Raw genomic sequence first — 18,778 nt, forward strand, 5'->3', positions numbered from 1 at the left:
TGAAGGCGGTCGCGAGGAAGAGGCTCAAGGTCATCTACGCGATCATGCGCGACGCCGTCCCGTACGCGGCCTAGCGGGCGGCGGAATCAACCGAAGAGGAAGCGGGGGCGCCAGGCGCCCGGATGCGTCATGCCGAAATGGCGCGAAGCACGCGGTTGACAAAACTATAGAGACACGTCCCAAAAAGACTGGTTACAATTACGTGCAGCATACAAACACCGGGAGGGATCGTGGCAAAAAAGCCTCAGCACGCTCAGAACAACCAGCGCAGTCAGCAGGGCAAACAGGGCCAGCAGCAAAAGCGCGGCGGCAAGGCGCAGGCCACGGTCGCCCGCACCAAGCATTCCCAAGCGACGCCCGCCCGCCCCTGGCGACCGGGCCGCGACAAGTTCCTCCCCGTCGGCCGCGCCGACATGGATGCGCGTGGCTGGGACCAGTGCGACTTTGTCTACATCTGCGGCGATGCCTACGTGGACCATCCGAGCTTTGGCATGGCCATCATCAGCCGCGTGCTCGATGCGCATGGCTACAAGGTGGGTATCATCTGCCAGCCCGACTGGACCGACCCCGCCAGTATCACCGTGCTCGGCGAGCCGCGCCTGGGCTTTCTCGTCAGCGCCGGCAACATGGACTCCATGGTCAACCACTATTCGGTGACCAAGCACCGCCGCCACACCGATGCCTATACCCCCGGCGGCGAGGAGGGGCGCCGTCCCAACCGAGCCGTCACGGTCTACGGCAACCTCATCCGCCAGACGTTCAAGGACGCTCCCATCATCATCGGCGGCATCGAGGCAAGCCTGCGCCGCCTGGCCCACTACGACTACTGGCAGGACAAGCTCAAGCGCTCGGTACTGCTCGACTCGGGCGCCGACATCCTCATCTACGGCATGGGCGAGCATGCGATCGTCGAGATCGCCGACGCGCTCGATGCCGGACTGCCTGTCGATCAGATCACCTACGTCAACGGTACCGTCTACCGCACGGGTTCGCTCGACGAGGTCTACGACTACGACCTGCTGCCCAGCTGGGACGACCTTGCCGCTGACAAGCTCAACTACGCGCGCAGCTTTAATGTGCAGCAGCAGAACATGGACCCCATCACCGGGCATCGTCTGGTAGAGCCCTACCCCAACAGCGTCTATGTGGTGCAGAACCCGCCGTCGGCAACACTCACCACAGACGAGATGGACGAGGTGGCCGAACTCCCCTACGCACGCGATTGGCATCCCGACTACGACGCGGCAGGCGGCGTACCGGCCTTTGCCGAGATCAAGTTTTCCATTAGCTCCAACCGCGGCTGTTTTGGCGAGTGCTCGTTTTGCGCCCTCACCTTCCACCAGGGCCGCGTGTTGCAGATGCGCAGCCACGACTCGATCATGCGCGAGGCCGAGCTGCTCACGCGCGATCCCGAGTTTAAGGGCTACATCAACGACGTGGGCGGACCGACGGCCAACTTTAGCCGCCCTGCCTGCGACAAGCAGCTCAAGCACGGCGTGTGCAAGAACAAGCGCTGCCTATGGCCGAGCGTGTGCAAGAACATGGTGGTCGACGAGAGCGGCTACACGCAGCTGCTGCGCGACCTGCGCCAGCTGCCGGGCGTCAAAAAGGTCTTCGTCCGCAGCGGCATCCGTTTTGACTACACCATGGCAGATGCCTCGGACGAGTTTTTGCGCGAGCTGCTGGAACACCATGTCTCGGGCCAGCTGCGCGTAGCGCCCGAGCATGTGAGCGACGCGGTGCTCTCTGTGATGGGCAAGCCGAGCCGCGCCGTCTACGACGCGTTCTGCCGTAAATTTGAACGCCTGAACCGCGAATACGGACTCAAGCAGTACGTGGTGCCATACCTAATCTCGAGCCACCCCGGCTCGACGATGAAGGAAGCCGTAGACCTTGCCGAGGCCGTGCGCGACATGGGCTACATGCCCGAGCAGGTGCAGGACTTCTACCCCACACCGTCCACCATGTCGACGTGCATGTACTACACCGGCGTGGACCCACGCACCATGGAGCCGATCTATGTAGCTCGCGACCCGCACGAGAAGGCCATGCAACGCGCGCTCATCCAGTATCGCAAACCCGAGAACTACAAGCTGGTGCGCGAGGCGCTGGAAAAAGCCGGGCGTCGTGACCTGATCGGCTACACCAAGCATTGCCTGATTCGCCCCGTGCCGCCGCGCCCAGGCGAGACATCGGCCAGCGGCGGACACGGCACCGGCAAGAAGGGCGGCAAACCGCACGGTGGTGCTGGCGGCAAGGGACCCAAAGGCAGCAAGGGGCACGGCGGCATGTCGCGTGCACAGAACACTGCCGGGCGTAATCGCGCGGCCCAGGGGCGTCAGGGCGCCAACGGAGGCGGGCGTCGCAACTAGGGCAGCGGCGCGCTCGCTGCGCCCATCCCACACGCGTGGCGCAGCGAGCGCATAGCCTCAACGAGGATGACGCCGGCGATAGCGACCGTGATTATCACGTCGAGCGGTGTGTTCACAAACCACAACAGACCCATCAGGTACGACCCGGCGTTAAAGGCAAAGTGCAGCAGGATCGTGTAGCGGAGCTTTCCGGTGGTAACGAGCACCCAACCAAAGATGAGGCCGGCGGCACCTGCATAGCAGCCCTGCACCCAGTTCATGTGCATAAAACCGAAGATCGCCGCCTGCAGCACAATCGCCGCGGCGATACCCCACGTGCTTGGTGCCGCCCAAGGCACTATGGCGCTGTCTTGCGCGCTCGCACGACGCCGGCGCTTCCAAAGTGGGCGGCACTGCGGGTTAAACGCTCGGAGCGAAAACTCAAAAATGATGCCGCGCACCAGCAACTCCTCGCAAAACGGAGCGCCGAGCACCGTGGTCAGGACGGCAAGAAGGTTGGTATCGCCCAAGCCTGTTTCCTCGACGAGCTCGCTATAGTCCGCCGCAACCTCGGGCAGCAGCGACAGCACGCCGTCGCATAGGTAGCTAATGACCACCTGTATGGATAGGCCGATCACGACAACGCATGCGATGCGCTTCCATGCAGCATTTGCTCCCCCGCCGAGCGGGCGTTCACCTTGCCGGCGCGCCATGAAGGAGCGGGGCCACAGATAGCGCCACCACAGCAGCGCCATCAAAAACGACGCCGTCTGAGCGGAGGCCTGAAACCATTGAATATCGAGATTGTCGATCGGGAAACCCGTCAGTGCCGACACGATGTCCAGCGCGGAGAACAAAACAATGCTCAGGGCAATATCGGCAGCGACGACACCAAAACAGGCAAGCGCCCAAACCAGCGCATTGAGCATGCCAACCTCCTCAAAACCCGGCACTTAGGGACGTTCCTTAACTGCCGGCAGAAAAGGAACGTCCCTAAGTGCCGGCAGTTTGGGACAGTCATTGTTGATGAGAATCGGGCGAAATGCCAAAGGCCCCGTTGGGCGAGATGTCGAACGGGAAGGTGCCGCAGCGATTGAACGCGGCGATAAACATGCGGATGGCGTTGGACGGCGTGGTGCCCACGAGCTGGGTTGCCGCCGCGAAGGCCGCCTTTTCCTCGGGCAAGACCTTCGCGACAACCGGGGTCATGTGTTCTGCCATGGCGCTTCCTTTTTGAAACGACGGTGGTGCGGATAGATGCGGGCCACGCGGCTGGGCGACGGGCTGTGAAGGCAACCCGGTTGGCCCGCATCCGGAGTTTGTTTCTGCTGCGTTGGTATTACTTGGTAACCCTAAGTATTACCCCGCAGATAGAATACCACACCCGACCCCATGGGGACGGAGGAAAACGGATCATTTTGTTGCTGAGTTAGTATTTAGAGCGTGATGATATCCGAGATATCGAGGGCCTGAGCATCGGCGGTGTCGTGCGTGGCAAGCAGGAGCATGCGGCCGTCGAGCAAGTCGAGCACAGCGTCGGCCGTCACATCGCGCGCGGCGGCATCCAAGCCGGTAAAGGGCTCGTCAAGAATCACCGCGCCGCCCGGGCACAGCAGGGCTCGAGTGATCTCGACGCGACGGCGCTGCCCGCCCGAAAGCTCGGCCACGCGAGCATGCACATCGACCCCCGGCACCAGCAAGCGCAACAGGGCCGCAGCACTCGAGGCGTCCACGCGTGCATCGGCGCACACCAGCACGTTATCCAGCGCCGAGGCGGACTCGACCAAGCGTGCATCCTGAAACACCATCGAGCACGGTGCGCACTCCCCTGCCGCAAGGGCAAGGAGCGTCGACTTACCCGCACCCGAGGCGCCCATCACACAGATACGCCCACCCGCGGGCACGTTGAGCACCAGTCCGTCGAGCGCCGGCGCCCAGGGCGCGCGATCGCCCACGGCAAGCGCAAGCTCCGCCGCAGCGCCATCGCCCGCAGCCCTCGCACGCCCGCGCAGCCCATGCCCATGCGCCCGCACGGCCGCACCCCACGCCACGGGCCCCGAAACCCGCAGCAGCCACACCAGCACGCGCTCACACGCCCACGAGGCGGCAACGACCAGCACGGTCCAAGCCAGCAGGTCGGCCGTCTCAATCAAAAGCTTCGCCTGATAGATGCGCTCACCCACGGTGCCCACCGCCATGCCGATCAGCTCGGCTGCCACACCGGCCTTCCAGCTCATGCCGATCACGGCACGCGCACACGAAAGCACAAACGGCAGGACTTCGCGCCAGGTGTGGGCGCAAAACAGTCGCCAGCCCCGCACGCCATGCAGACGAAACATCTGCTCCAGTGGCTTATCCACCTGCGACAAGCCTTCGACCAGTGAGAAATACACGCCCGGCAGCGCCATCAAAAAGACCGCCGCAATGCTCACGCACGCCGACCCCAGCCAAATGAGCAGCAGGACCACTACGCAGGCAACCGGCGTCGCCTTAACAAACGAAAGCGCCGGCGCCACCAGGTGGGCAAACGTCCGCGAGTGCGACGAGACTCCGGCGAGCACGCCGCCGCATACCGCGGCAAGCGCCAGCCCGCCCAGAATCCGCACACCCGAGCCCGCCAGAATCGCCCACGTGCCGGCATCGCATGCCAGCCGCAGCAACGCCACTGCAACAGCGCCCGGCCCCGGCAAAATCAGCGGCTGCGCCACCAGCGCCGCCACCAGCATCCACACGGCAAGCCAAAAGGCGGCGACGGCACCTGCTGCCGCCACCGCCTTCATACGCTCCGTCATTTGTCGAGCAAACGCACGCACGGGCTACTCCAAGTAGTAGAAATCGTCAGCCGGAAGTTTACCACCCACGGCACTCGCGTCCGCGTCGGACAGCACCTGCAGATACCCGCTAAGTGCCGCCTTCATATCCTTGCCCGTCTGACACACGAGCATGCACCCGGGAATCGCCTTTTCGGCAATCGTGGCGTTATCCACGATGCCCGCATCGACCACGGCCTGCGCCCAGTCTGACGGCGCCGCATTGACAGCCTTCACGCTCGCCTCATGGCAGCTCAGGAATTCCGCCACGGCCTCGGGATGTTCCTCGGCAAACGCGCGGCGCACCACGGTCACACCCGTCAGCAAGCGCGAGCCCGTGTCTCCTGCCAGCTCGTCCCACACATCGGTCAGGCTCACCGGTGCCGACAGCTTGCCCTCGCTCTTGGCGATAGCAGCGGTCTTGAACGGCTCCGGCAGCACGCCCACGGCAGACGGATCGGCAAGCAACGCCGACAGCACCTCGGTGGGCTCGCTCTTAAACTCGAGCGTCACCTGGCCGGTCAGGCCCGCGCGCTCCAGCAGGTAGTTCATGACGTACTCCGGCGTCGTGCCCTTGCCCGTCATGTAGACGGTGCGACCCGCCAGGTCGCCAAACGAGGCCACACTCGCATCGCCCGTCACAACGTTCAGCACGCCCAGCGTGTTGATGTCGATGACCTGCACCGCGCCCTCGGTCTTGTTGTAGAGCGCGCTCGCCACGTTGGCTGGCACCAGGGCAATGTCGATATCGCCCTGAATGACCTTGGGCACGATCTCGTCGGCGGCAGTGTTGATCGCAAAGTCGAACTCATTGTCCGTCTCGCCATCGGCCGCCTGGTCCATAAACTGCACCAGGCCAATCGAGGTCGGCCCCTTGAGCGAGGCGACGTGCACCTCGACCGGCTCTGCAGCAGCACCGGCGCCGTCCGCGGCAGTCGAGCCCGCGTCGAACCCGGCACATGCAGCCCCGCCACCACAGCCAACCAGCGCAAGCGACAACGCACCCGCGGCGAGCGCCGAGGCAAACCCCCGGCGCGACATCTCAACATTAAACGCGCGCATCGCTAGCACGCCCCCTCGTTAGGCATCGACCAGGCGTGATGGTCGGTATGCAGCAACTCCTCAGCCAGCGGCGAGAGCGGCGCGCCTAAAAACTCGCGGTAGCACGCCTGAACATCGGGGTTCTCGTGCGAGAAGCGAATGTCCGCAGCGGCATCCAGGCCCCACAGCACCTGGCCGCGCTCGGCCGCCAGCTCGCAGCCGTCGTGGATGGACTGACCGCCGCCACCGACGCAGCCGCCCGGGCACGCCATGACCTCGACGAAGTCATAGCTCGCACGGCCGTCGCGAATCGCATCGAGCAGACGGGCAGCGTTGCCCAGCCCGTGCGCCACGGCGACGCGCACCTTGGTGCCATCGATATCGGCCACGGCCTCCTTCCAGCCATTCAGGCCACGCACGTCGGTAAAGAAATCCGCATCGGGGTTCTTGCCCGTCACCAGGTAATAGGCCGAGCGCACGGCAGCCTCCATCACGCCTCCCGTGGCGCCAAAGATCACGCCCGCGCCCGTGCCGAAGCCCAGCGGCGTATCGAGCGGCTCCTCGGTAAGCGTGTCGACGCTCACGTGGCTCGCGCGAATCATGCGCACCATCTCGCGCACCGTCAGCGCAACGTCCACGTCGGGCGCGCCGCCCTCGCCCATCATGCTCGGCAGCGCGCACTCGGCCTTCTTGGCCGTGCACGGCATCACGGACACCACGAACAGGCGCTCGGGCTCCACGCCCAGCACCTTGGCGTAGTACGTCTTGGCGATGGCGCCGAACATCTGCTGCGGCGACCTTGACGTGGACAGGCTGTCGACAAACTCCGGATAACGCGCCTTCACAAAGCGAACCCAACCCGGGCAGCAGCTCGTAAACATGGGCCAGCCGCGGCTGTCACCTTCGCCCTTGGCGGCGGCGCCCAGGCGCTCGAGCAGCTCGGAGCCCTCCTCCATAATGGTGAGGTCGGCCGAGAAATCGGTATCGAACACGTACTCAAAGCCCACGCGGCGCAGCGCGCAAGCCAAGCGCTCAACGGTGGCTTCCTCGCGAGACATGCCGAGTTCCTCGCCCCAAGCGCTACGCACGGCCGGCGCGATCTGCACCAGCACGATCTTGTCGGGATCGGCGATGGCGTCGAACACGGTCTCGGTATCGTCGCGCTCGCGCAGTGCGCCCGTCGGGCAATGTGTAATGCACTGGCCGCACGCGACGCAATCGGTCTTGCCGATCGGCGCGCGCCCGCGGGTACCCACGGCGGTATGCGTGGCGCGGTTGGTCAGGTCCCAAATCCCTAGTCCCTGCACGCTCTCGCACACCTTGATGCAGCGCATGCATTTAATGCACTTGTCGTTTTCGCGGATGATGGGGAAATCGAAGTCCCAGCCCTCGCGCGCCAGGTGCTGCTCGTACGGCAGATAGAAGATACCCAGGTCGTTGGCGATGGTCTGCAGGTTGCAGTTACCACTGCGCACGCAGCTCGTACAGCGCGAGTCGTGCTGGGACAGCAGCAGCTGCACGTTGGTGCGACGCGCCTCGCGGGCCTTGGGGCTGTTGGTGTGGACCACCATGCCGTCGAGCACGTAGTTGTTGCAGGCGGCAACCAGCTGGTCGCAGCCCTCGACCTCGACCACGCACACGCGGCAACCGCCGATCTCGTTCAGATCGCGCAGGTAGCACAGGGTGGGAATCTGGATGCCGACGGACTTGGCCGCATCCAGGATCGTGGTGTGCTCGGGCACCACGACCTCGCAATTATCGATCGTGAGCTTGACCATGTTGAGTGCTCCGCTTTCGGTGTTGTCGCTGACAGTGGTTTTGTTGGGCTCTACCATTCCAGGTTCCTCCCTCCGCGGAACGCGCCAAAGCCAAAGTGGTCGCAACGCAGGCAGCGGCTTGCCTCCTGGCGTGCCTCCTCCTCGGTAAGGCCCTGCTCGACCAGATTCCAATCGTGGATGCGCTCGCCGGCTTCGCGCTCGCCCAGCTCGCAGCGGCCGCACTCGTGCTTGCCCTTAAACTGCACGGTCGGCAGCTCAACGTCGAGCTTGATCTTGTGGTCAAAGCCCAGATAGCGGTCGATATTTGCCGAAGCAACGCGGCCGGCGTTGATGGCACGGATGACGGTGGCGGGGCCGGTCTGGCAGTCACCGCCGCTAAAGAGGCCATCGAAGTTAGGCACGGCGCCATCCGAATCGGTGACGACGCGACCCCACTTGCAGGCGATGCCCATGTCCTCAAACGGCTTGGAATCGATGTCCTGGCCAATGGCCACAAACACGCGCTCGCAGGGAATGACGCGCTCGGGCGTGGCGGCGGCACGCGGGGCCGGACGCCCACGACGGGGCTCGCCGATGATCTGCGGCTGCACGCGCAGGCCACTCACGCGACCTTCCTCGCCCGTCTCGATAGCGAGCGGGGCGGTCAACTCCAGTACCTCGCAGCCCTCGGCCTGGGCGCCGGCGATCTCGGCATCCTGGGCCGTCATGTCGCAGATGCGACGGCGGTAGACGATGCTCACCTTTTCGGCACCGCAGCGCACGGCGGAGCGCGCCACGTCCATGGCCACGTTGCCGCCGCCGATGACGCACACGCGCTGGCCGCTCAGGTCGGGCAGCTCGTCGTCGCCGATGGCGCACAGCATCTTGACGGCCGACTCCACGCCGAGCGCTTCCTCGCCCGGAAGGCCGAGCTTCTTATCGCTGTGGGCGCCAATGGCCAGGTAGACGGCATCGAACTCGTCGCGCAGGCGGGCAAGTTCCTCGCCGTTGACGGAGTGATCGAGCTCAACGTCGATGCCGGCGCTCAAGATCCAGTCGATCTCGGCCTGCAGGCGCTCGCGCGGCAGACGGTAGCTGGGAATGCCGTAGCGCAGCATGCCGCCCAGGTGGTGACGCTGCTCAAAGATGGTCACCTTATGACCCATCACGGCCAGGTAGTAGGCACAGGAAAGGCCGGCCGGGCCGCCGCCGATCACGGCGACGCGCTTACCGGTGTCGTCCACTACATGCGGCTTGTGGTCGTTGAGGTCGCTGTGCTCAACGGCAAAACGCTTGAGGGCGAGGATGTTCATGGGATCGTCGACCATGCCGCGGCGGCAATGCATCTCGCAGGGATGCTCGCACACCAAGCCGCAGACGAGCGGCAGTGGGTTGTTCTTGCGGATGACCTTGACGGCGTCGGCATACCGGCCTGCCTCGACGAGCGAGATGTAACCGGGAATGTCGACGTGCGCCGGGCAGCCCGAGACGCACGGGACGCGGGCCTCGCGGTCAAAGCCGCAGGAGTGCTCGCGGATGTGATGCTCAAAATCGTCACGGAAGCCGCGAATGGCCGTGAGTGCCATGGCGCCGGCTTCGTAGCCGATGGCGCAGTCGCTCGAAAGGTAGATGGTGCAGGCCGTGCGCTCAATCAGGTTGAGCGTGGACTCATCGGCGCGCCCTTCGAGCACATCGGCGAGCAAGTCGCTCAGCGCGCTCAGGCCCACACGGCAGGGTGTGCACTTGCCGCAGCTCTGGGTGGAGCACAGGTTAACGAGCGCTGCCGTAAACTCAACGGGACACGGGGCGAGCGAACTCACCGCCAGACGGCGTCCGAGCGCATCGTGCAGGTCGTCCATGACGGCCTGAGCGTGGCTGCGTTCCATTACGTGCAGTCGAGCCATAAGATCCCCTCTCACATGGCAGCCCGGAGGCGAAACCGAGCGAAGTTGCTACACGCACAACACTGACCTAAAAAGTTGTTAGGTCTCCACGCAGTTCGGCAGGCGGTATGAAATGTCACCCTCGGCGGTGAAATAGAACATTACCGCAGATAAATGCCATATTTGATAAAACGCGTTACCAAATGACAATGCCCCGCCCACGCAATCACGTGGACGGGGCATTGCTCCAGGTATGCGGCCAGCGACCCTGTTGCTTTTACTTAAGCTCGGGCCAGTAACCCTTGTTGGCCTCGATCATGTCGTCGAGAACCTCCTTGGCGACCTTCATCGACGGCACGGTCTTGTTCAGCGTAAAGGCCTTGAGCGCCTTCTCGTAAGAACCCTCGATCGTAGCCTCGACCACGAGCTTCTCGGAGTTCAGCTGCTGCATCATGAGGCCCTGCTGGAACAGAGGAATGTTGTCGCGGCTGATGACCTCGGGGCCATTCTTGCCAATGTAGGCAGGCAGCTCGACCATAGCGTCGTAGGGCATGTTGGGGATAGCGCCCTTGTTCTCGCAAATGACCAGGAAGCGCTGCTTGGTGTCGTTCTTCAGAGCGATAGCCAGATCGGCAATCCAGTCGCCGTGGCTGCCCGCGTAGAACGTGCTCTCGTCGATCTCGCCCGTCTTCTCGTAGTGGTCGATGCCGTCGAAGAGGTTCTTCTCGCGCGTCTCCTCAACCTCGTTAGCTCGGGTGCGCTCGGGGTTGGAATGCTCGACGAACTCCTTCTGCTGCAGGTAGTAGTTCAGATACGTGTTAGGCAGGTACTCCGGGAAGCACTCCATGATCTCGTACTCGCCCTTCCAGACGTAGTACCAGCTGCCCTTGGTGTGGCGGTTCTGCTCGGGGTGCTCGTCAGTGGCCTCCTCGGGCTTCTTGGACATCAGCGAGCCCATGCCCTTGAGGTACGAATCGGGCAGCAGAATCTCGTGCTCCTTGATGTACTCGCGCAGCTGCGGGAGCACCTCCTCGCCCTTGTGGCGAATCGAGGTGAACCAGCCAAAGTGGTTGAGGCCAAAGTAATCGTACTCGACATCCTTCTTGTCGATATCGAGTGCGGCGCAAACCACGTCGATGATCGCGATCGGCATGTCGCAGATGTTGATGATGCGAGCGTTGGGACGCAGCACACGGCAGCCCTCGGACACGATGGCAGCAGGGTTGGAGTAGTTGAGAATCCAGTAGTCCTTCTTGGCGTACTTCTCAACGTCATCGATCAGCTCGACCATGGGGAAGATGGTGCGCATGCCGTAGGCAAGGCCGCCGCAACCGCAGGTCTCCTGACCAACGCAGCCGTGACGCAGCGGAATCTTCTCGTCCTGCTCGCGCATGGCGTAGCCGCCCACGCGCATCTGGGCAAACACGAAGCTCGCGTCGGTAAAAGCCGTCTTTTTGTCGGTGGTCACCGTAAGCTTGATGTCCAGGCCAAGGTCCTCGTGCAAAATCCAGTCCACGAGCACGCCGATCTTGCGCTGGCGCTCCTCGTTGATGTCGTACAGACGAATCTCGTCAACGTCGAGCTCGTCCTTGCGCAGGGCGATGGACTTGACGATGCCGGGGGTAAAGGTGGATCCGCCACCGCACAGAGTAATGATCATTGTTTACTGCTCCTTCTCAATTGCGTTTTCGACCTTGTCGCGCATCTCGGCGACCTTCATGCCAAAGATGATCTGGATATTGTTACCGTTGCGGTTGATGCCGCTGTTGGGCACGTGGTTGATGAGGTTCTCATCGATGAGATCCGGGTTCTTAACGTTCACGCGAAGACGCGTAAAGCAGTTCTCGAGCTCCTCGATGTTGTCCTTGCCGCCAAGACCTGCGACCAGGTCGGCAATACCTGCATCGACGCCCTCTGCGGGAGCTGCGGCAACAGCGCCCTGCTTCACCGCGACAGACGCGGCGGCCTCGCCCTCGGCAACGGACTCGGCGAGCTCGGACTCCTCCTCGCGACCAGGCGTGTGGAGGTTGAGCTTCTTAATAAGGAAGGTGAAGAGGAAGAAGTACAGCGCGGCGTTGACGACTCCAAGCACCAGCATAACCGGCCAGTTGGTCTTGTCGACACCGAGGACCAGGTTGGAAACCACGATGTTGATGATGCCGCCTGCAGTCGAAGCGGGCACGGAGAGGACCTTGAGCAGAACCAGGAAGATACCGGAAAGAACCGAGTGAACGACAAAGAGAACGGGAGCGGCAAAGACAAAGAGGAAGTCCATGGGCTCGGTGACACAGGAGAGCACGGCGGTGATGATCAGCGGGATGATAACGGCCTTGGTCTTATCCTTGTTCCCCTTGTAAGCGGTGAAGATAAAGGCGAGACCGATACCGATGTAGGGCCACAGGTTGTTGAAGGTGTAGCTGTTGAAGTAGGTGCTATCGGAGAAGGGCTGGCCCGTCATTGCCATCTCGGCGACACGGATGGGATAGGCGCCGGCGATAACCTGATCGCCCAGCGTCAGGGTGCCACCCACATCGGAGAACTGGAACGGGGTGTAGATGAGGTGGTGCAGACCGGTGGGAACGAGCAGCTTGTTGAGCATGCCGTAGATGAACAGACCGATGTTGCCCGACTCCTTAATGATGCCGGCAACGGAGGAGATGGCACCCTGAACCGGAGGCCAAACGATGCAGAAGCCAGCGCCCATGATCCAGGAAATGATGATCATGATCAGGAACGGGAAGCGAACGCCCGAGAACATCGAAAGGGCAATGGGGAACTGCTTGTTCGAGTACTTGTTGAACACGGCACCGGTGATGCAACCAAGAATGATGCCGCCAAACACGCCGGTATCGAGCACCTGAATGCCCATAACGGTGCTCTGGCCGGTTCCGGTAAGACCGAGCATGCCGCTCGCTTCGGCAAGAGAGCCAGTGGCGTTGAGCACGATGTTGTTAGCCTGCAGGAACAGGAAGAACGACATCAAAGCGATCAGCGAAGCATGGCCCTTGTTCTTCTTTGCCATGGCGCCGGCGATGCCCACGCAGAACAGAATCGAGAGGTTGTTGATGATAAACATCAGCGACTGATAAACAACGGCGCCCACGAGCTGGAACGGACCGGAGCCCAGCACAGGGATCACGGCGCAGATGGTCTTGTTGGTTAGAATGATGCCCACGATGAGCAGAATGCCGGCAACCGAGAGATACATCATCGGCTGGACGATTGACTTCGCGAACACCTCCAACGGCGCTTTGAAATTGAACTTCTTTTTTGCGGTCATAGCGGTACTCCCCTTCCTTTTCCGCAAATTAAGACAGATGTGCCCTGGACAAGACCGTAAGCCCTGCCTTATATCAATCGATGTGTGGGCACGTTATGCCTAGAGATCAGGTTCTCCAAGCAGGTTAACAATGTGATATGCGAGATAACTCTTCTCGGCATCGGTAACGACAACGTTATAGGTAGACGACAAGTGGGCGGCTATGGCGTCCGCGCACGAGAATGCGCACGGATACGCCGTTTCATCGATTCGGAACAGCGCATCGTCATTGATCTGCCCGGCCGCGGGGTCAAGCGCCCGCTGTGCGAAAAACTGCAGGTGGCGGACGAAACGCTCATAGGGCAACGAGGTGTCGTCGAGGGTCGCAGCGTAACGATCGGAAACAATCGCGAGTACGTCGCGAACAAGCTGGACCGAGATGATGAGACGGTCGGAGCGTTGCGGCATAGTGGCGTTGACGATATGCAGCGTAATAAAACCCTGCTCTTCTTCGCTCATCTGGATGCCCATATACTCCTTGATAATCTGCAGCGCACGGCCCGCAAGCGCATACTCCTTGCGATAGAACTGCTGGATCTCGAGCAGCAACGGATTCTCACAGGAGACGCCCTTGCGCTCACGCTCCAAAGCAAGGCTGATATGGTCTGCGAGAGCAATGAGAATCTTGTCGTTGACATCAACATTGAGCTCTCGACGAAGCATCTGAACGATGTCCTCGGAAATCACGAGGTTGACGGTGGGGATGGACTCTAAAAGATGTGCCAAGCGGTCGATCGTACGCGAATCCTGAGAAGTGCCCTCCTGCAGCGCATAGGTCTTTTCGACCGATGCTTCATCGATAGCGTCGCCGGCATGACGGCCAAAGCAGAGGCCTCGACCGATGACAATGAGCTCGGAGCCATCGTCCGAAGTGACCATTGCGACGTTATTGTTGAAAACTCGCTTGATAACCACGGTACCCACCACAAGAATTTACTCGGAAAGCCAGACGACAGGCTCTTTAACAGCAACAGGGCCGGAGGCATGCTCACGAAGAGTCGACTTCTCCGAACGCTCACACACGATAACAAAAACCGTGGGGTCGAAGCCAGCGGCGCGAACCGCGTCGAAATCAACCTCGACGAGGGGCTGGCCCGCGTCAACATGGTCACCCTGGGCAACAAGCGCATGGAAGCCCTTGCCCTCAAGCTTAACAGTGTCGATTCCGATATGCAGCATCACCTGAGCAGAGCTGTCGTCGGACATGATGCCCAGTGCATGCTCGGTCGGGAACAGTGCCGCGACGGTACCGGAGACAGGAGCGCACACCGTTCCCTCTTGGGGAACCACGGCAACGCCATCGCCCACGGCACGGCTGCTAAAAGCGGGATCGTTGGTTTTTTCTAGGTGAACAAGCTCGCCGGAAACAGGAGCGAGGATTTCGAACTCGGAAGTTGCAGTCTTCTGCTCATCCGAACCGCCCATCAGGCGAGAAAAGAAACCCATGGTGGCATGTCCCTTCATAAATATAGCCCAACCAAAATCAAGCGAATGCATCCATAGAGACACACCCGTTCAAAGACTTTGGTTAGGCCCACGTCCGAGGGACTCGGTAACCTTCCGCATTTCTTTTTACGGGAGCTATTGTAGACAAGCCCAAAGCCAGAACAATCATTCTGACCGGTGAGCGGTATTTATTCTTCGATAAACGGTATCTATGCGGCACTTAGGGACGTTCCTTTTCTGCCGGCACCCAGGGACACTCCTTGCTCTGAGCCCTTTGAACCAATTTCGTATGCGCTAGATGAAGAGTTCGCATTCCTTCCGCACGACGCAAACCTTGCTCAGCGTCTGGGAAGCAGCGGATAGCTCGTTGGGATCAAGCTTGCGAGCGCCTCGCGGACATACGGCGATGCAGCGCATGCAGGAGATGCACGCCTCGCCAGCTGTTCGCTTGGGGTCGCCCTTGTCGATAGCACAAACGGGGCACGCCGCGGCGCATGCACCGCAGGAGACGCAATCCTCTGTTGCCTCGGGTGCCATGCGATGACCTCCAGCTTGTTTATAAGGACGATTGCCGGGGATAGAGGGCTCGGATGCATCCTCAGCCAACAGCTTTTGCTGAATTTGCTGCGCAAACTCTGCGAGCTGCGCCGCATCCTGCGCATCCGGTCGCCCAGCAGCAAACTGACGAGCAACGGAATGCTCAGCAATAGCAGAAACCGCTGCGACCACCCTAAATCCGGCGCGCTTCGCAACGTCCTCCAGCTCTACGAGCGTGTCCTCAAATGCGCGGTTTCCGTATACACAAACCAAAACAGTCCGAGCCCCGTTGCCGCGCACTATGCCCAACCGGTCAGCCACCACAGCCGGGATTCTACCGGCATACGCCGGCACAGAGATTACGGCCACGTCGTCCTCAGTCATCGAGACAGCGCTGAAATCTAGCCCGCTATCGGTCAGATCGACGGTAACGGTATTTTTGTCCAGCGCCCCGGCCACAAGGCCAGACACCTTCCGCGTTCCACCCGTCGGACTAAACACAATTTCGAATACGCTCATCGAGGCACCCTCCCCCTACGCCAGGCAACGCGTCAAGCCGTTTTCACATTCAGACAGAGTATACGGCGCATGGGATCCCCGTTTTGGTGCACCAAGCACCCCAATGCACCCACCCTACGCTGTCTGCCTCTTCGTTTTGTATAAATTACGGTACAGATTGTATATATTTACGGGATACCGCCGTGTTCTCCTGAGGTACCCCATCCTGGCCCGTGCAAAAAACGGAGTATTCTGCAACGTGACCGCGCCAGCACCGCCGTGGGCGAGCAAAACTGTAGGGCGCTGCGTCATTTAGGGTTCCGACATAGCGAGAATGACGTACCTTTGCTTCGAAAAACGGCGAAATCTAACTCAAAACACTCATAGGGGATATCTGAAGGCCGCCGTTGGCAATACCGAATCGTATGCAGCCAACTAGAGCTGCTGAATACTCCAAAAAATGCACGACGCACCCCATGGGACCCATTGCTGCATGACAGAAAATAGGTCCTCGGCATCCCCCAGATGCATTCCCGAGAAAATCACGTTTGAATTAGCGATGGACACGGTAAACAAAAGGGCCCGAGCGTTATTTGCTCGGGCCCTTTTGTTTGTCTCACGCTAGCGTGCGATGCGTATGTTATCTGCGCTTGCCGCCGCCGTCGCCGGGGCGACGGGAGCTGCCACCGCGCTTGCCACCACGGCTGTTACCATAGCTGCCACGGTTATCGCGACCGCCAGCGCGGCCGCCACGGGAACCGGCCTGGCTGCCGCCACGCCCGCCACGATAGCCGCCACGATGCTCCTCGCGGGTATCGTCGTAGTTACGCCAGTCATCGCGACGATCGCGGCTGGCACGCGGATCGCGGCGATCGCGCGACTCGTTAGAACGACCAGCGCCGCCGCGGCCGCCATTGCCGCGAGCACCCTCGCGACGCTCGCCGCCGCGGCTACCGCGCTCTTCAAAGCGCTTGCCGCCACGGGACTCACCGCCACGGGCACCTCGCTCACCGCGACCCTCGCCGCCGCGACGCTCGTCACGGCCACCGCGCTCGTCATCACGACCGGAACGACGGCGGTCACCCGAGCCGCGCTTGCCGCCGCGCGAACCACGGCCCTCGTCCTCGCGCTCAACACGACGACGACCGCCACGGTCCTCGTCCTCACGACGACGGCGGTGTGCCTCGCCCTGGAACTGCTTGGCACGACGCTCGGCACGGTTGCCGCGCGGGCCCCGCTCAACAGCACCGGCGCGCTCCTCGGCAGCTACCTCGCGGGCCACGCTCTCCACAGCCTCGTCCACGCGAGCCTGAACGCCCTCGCGCACACGGGTCTTGCCGCCGCGCTTGGGACGGCTCGGACGCTCGCCGTCGCCGCGACGCTCATCGCGACCGCGGTTGGAACGACCGGCCACATCGCCGTAGTCATCGCCGTTACGCTTGCCGTCACGACGCGCCTGCTCAAGCTTCTTCTTGCTCTTGGACTTGCCGCGCTTGGTCTTCTTCTTCACCTTAAAGGCTGCAGGGTCGCGCTCGGGGTCAACCGCGGGCGGATTGGGACCCACATGCAGGTCGCCGGCCTCGTAGATGTCGGCGGTCTTGTCCATGAGCTTCTCAATCTCGTAGAACTCATCGACGTCCTGCTCGGTCACAAACGTAATGGCCCAGCCCAGCTCGCCGGCGCGGCCCGTACGGCCAATGCGGTGGATATAGTCGGTCGGCTCGGCCGGCACGTCAAAGTTCACAACGTAGCGCACGTCGCTAATGTCGATGCCGCGGGCAAGCACGTCGGTTGCCACCAGCACGTCGACGGTACCGTCGCGGAAGGCCGAAAGGGCACGCTCGCGCTGAGCCTGGCTGCGGTTACCGTGAATCGCGGCGGCCTTGATGCCCTTGCGCTCCAGACGACGGCAGCAGCTGTCGGCGCGGTGCTTGGTGCGCATAAAGACGATAGTGCGCTCCGGGCCTTCCTTTTTGAGGAACTCGGGCAGCAGGTTGTTCTTTGCCTCGATGGACACCGGGAACACAAACTGGTCGACGGTGTCGGCAGTCGACGTGGCGGGCGCGATCTCCACGCGGGCCGGGTCGCTCACCAGGTCGGTGATCTCGCCCACAGCCTCCTCGTCAAGTGTGGCCGAGAACAGCAGCGTCTGGCGCTCGGCCGGCGTCTCGCGCACAATGCGGCGGACGGCGGGCAAAAAGCCCATGTCGAGCATGCGGTCGGCCTCGTCGAGCACCAGCACCTTGACCTCGTCCAGGTGGCAGGCGCCCTGCTCGATCAAATCGACCAGACGGCCCGGCGTAGCGACCAGGATGTCGCAGCCGTACTTGAGGGCGGCGGTTTGCGGCTTGTAGCTCACGCCGCCCACGACGGTCACGGCGACATGGCCGGTGACGTCGGCGATCTTGCTGGCGACCTCGTCGATTTGCTGGGCAAGCTCGCGCGTGGGGGTGATGACGAGCATCACGGGGCCGCGGCCGTTGCCCTCGGGCTTCTTGGCACCGCGACGGCGGTTGCGGCCGCCGCGCTCGCGCACGGGTTTGGGCGGAGCAATGTGCTCCAGGTTGTTCATGGTCGGCAGCAAGAAAGCGGCCGTCTTGCCGGTGCCAGTCTGAGCGGCGGCAAGCAGGTCGCGGCCTTCGAGCACCACAGGAATCGAGCCGGCCTGAACAGGCGTCGGCGCCGTGTAGCCCAGGTTCTCGATAGCACGAAGCATCTCGTCCGAAAGCCCCAGCTCGTCAAAGGCGGGCAGGCTCTCGGTAGCGGACTCGACGGCTTGGGCAGCATTGGCCTCATCGGCGGCATCGAAAGCAGCCTGGGTCATGGCCTCGCGGGTCTCGTCCAGGATCTCGGCGTCGGTGACGTCGGATACAGAATTACGCATATGTTGTTGTTCCTTATCTGCACGCGCAATGGGCACGGCATGCGGCCGCGCGGGCGTGCTTGGTAGTGCGCTAATACATACAAAAACGGGTGCGCACAGAGAGGACGTTGCTCAGCACGCTGGCGATCGCTTTGGCAGCCCTATCACGCGCCGTCCAGACGCAGCAGCTCTAAGCGATGGAGCAGATTCGCCGCGGGTTAGTATACCCGTGCTTCGCATGCCCCCACGTAAACCACAGATGACGAGGCGGAC

The 18,778-nt window shown here is 62.1% G+C and carries 13 protein-coding genes; 1 reads left to right on the forward strand and 12 read right to left on the reverse strand.

All coding sequences use genetic code 11. The annotated features are described in order from the left end of the window. Positions 1–230: 230 nt before the first annotated feature. The gene (locus I2H81_RS00005) at positions 231–2,372 is read left to right on the forward strand and encodes a YgiQ family radical SAM protein (RefSeq protein WP_271817461.1); all 2,142 of its coding nucleotides are present in this window, start codon (positions 231–233) and stop codon (positions 2,370–2,372) included. Here I2H81_RS00005 and I2H81_RS00010 read toward each other — a convergent pair. The 12 genes from I2H81_RS00010 to I2H81_RS00065 all read right to left on the reverse strand — a co-directional run bounded on the left by I2H81_RS00010 (position 2,369) and on the right by I2H81_RS00065 (position 18,526). Further along, positions 2,369–3,304 (reverse strand): CPBP family intramembrane glutamic endopeptidase, encoded by a 936-nt coding sequence (locus I2H81_RS00010; protein WP_195643998.1) that lies wholly within the window; start codon positions 3,302–3,304, stop codon positions 2,369–2,371. The two genes, I2H81_RS00005 and I2H81_RS00010, sit on opposite strands and share 4 nt — an antisense overlap. 64 nt (positions 3,305–3,368) lie before the next feature. Continuing rightward, positions 3,369–3,572 (reverse strand): type II toxin-antitoxin system RelB/DinJ family antitoxin, encoded by a 204-nt coding sequence (locus I2H81_RS00015; RefSeq protein ID WP_117637355.1) that lies wholly within the window; start codon positions 3,570–3,572, stop codon positions 3,369–3,371. A 215-nt stretch (positions 3,573–3,787) separates the two neighbouring features. Next, positions 3,788–5,164 (reverse strand): ATP-binding cassette domain-containing protein, encoded by a 1,377-nt coding sequence (locus I2H81_RS00020; protein WP_195644003.1) that lies wholly within the window; start codon positions 5,162–5,164, stop codon positions 3,788–3,790. Between the two features lie 3 nt (positions 5,165–5,167). Beyond that, on the reverse strand, positions 5,168–6,223 hold the full coding sequence (locus I2H81_RS00025; protein WP_195644006.1) for an ABC transporter substrate-binding protein: 1,056 nt from the start codon (positions 6,221–6,223) through the stop codon (positions 5,168–5,170). A 2-nt stretch (positions 6,224–6,225) separates the two neighbouring features. After that, on the reverse strand, positions 6,226–8,037 hold the full coding sequence (locus tag I2H81_RS00030) for a [FeFe] hydrogenase, group A (protein WP_229107980.1): 1,812 nt from the start codon (positions 8,035–8,037) through the stop codon (positions 6,226–6,228). Next, the gene (locus I2H81_RS00035) at positions 8,031–9,863 is read right to left on the reverse strand and encodes an NAD(P)-binding protein (protein ID WP_195644008.1); all 1,833 of its coding nucleotides are present in this window, start codon (positions 9,861–9,863) and stop codon (positions 8,031–8,033) included. The genes I2H81_RS00030 and I2H81_RS00035 overlap by 7 nt, the downstream gene beginning before the upstream one ends. A gap of 256 nt (positions 9,864–10,119) precedes the next feature. Then, a complete protein-coding gene (locus I2H81_RS00040; protein ID WP_195644009.1) occupies positions 10,120–11,502 on the reverse strand; it encodes a 6-phospho-alpha-glucosidase in 1,383 nt (460 codons plus the stop codon). A gap of 3 nt (positions 11,503–11,505) precedes the next feature. Then, the gene (locus I2H81_RS00045; protein ID WP_117817223.1) at positions 11,506–13,122 is read right to left on the reverse strand and encodes a PTS transporter subunit EIIC; all 1,617 of its coding nucleotides are present in this window, start codon (positions 13,120–13,122) and stop codon (positions 11,506–11,508) included. 99 nt (positions 13,123–13,221) lie between these two features. Further along, on the reverse strand, positions 13,222–14,076 hold the full coding sequence (locus I2H81_RS10540) for a PRD domain-containing protein (protein WP_195644014.1): 855 nt from the start codon (positions 14,074–14,076) through the stop codon (positions 13,222–13,224). Positions 14,077–14,094: 18 nt separating this feature from the next. Further along, positions 14,095–14,607 (reverse strand): PTS sugar transporter subunit IIA, encoded by a 513-nt coding sequence (locus I2H81_RS00055; protein ID WP_195644015.1) that lies wholly within the window; start codon positions 14,605–14,607, stop codon positions 14,095–14,097. A gap of 294 nt (positions 14,608–14,901) precedes the next feature. Further along, entirely contained in the window at positions 14,902–15,663 is a 762-nt protein-coding gene (locus I2H81_RS00060; RefSeq protein ID WP_195644016.1) for a 4Fe-4S dicluster domain-containing protein, read from the reverse strand. 619 nt (positions 15,664–16,282) lie between these two features. Then, entirely contained in the window at positions 16,283–18,526 is a 2,244-nt protein-coding gene (locus tag I2H81_RS00065) for a DEAD/DEAH box helicase (RefSeq protein ID WP_195644017.1), read from the reverse strand. Positions 18,527–18,778 lie beyond the last annotated feature (252 nt).

Origin of the sequence: Collinsella aerofaciens, assembly GCF_015561195.1 — a bacterium.
In the GTDB taxonomy this organism is placed as follows: Bacteria; Actinomycetota; Coriobacteriia; order Coriobacteriales; family Coriobacteriaceae; genus Collinsella; species Collinsella aerofaciens_AC.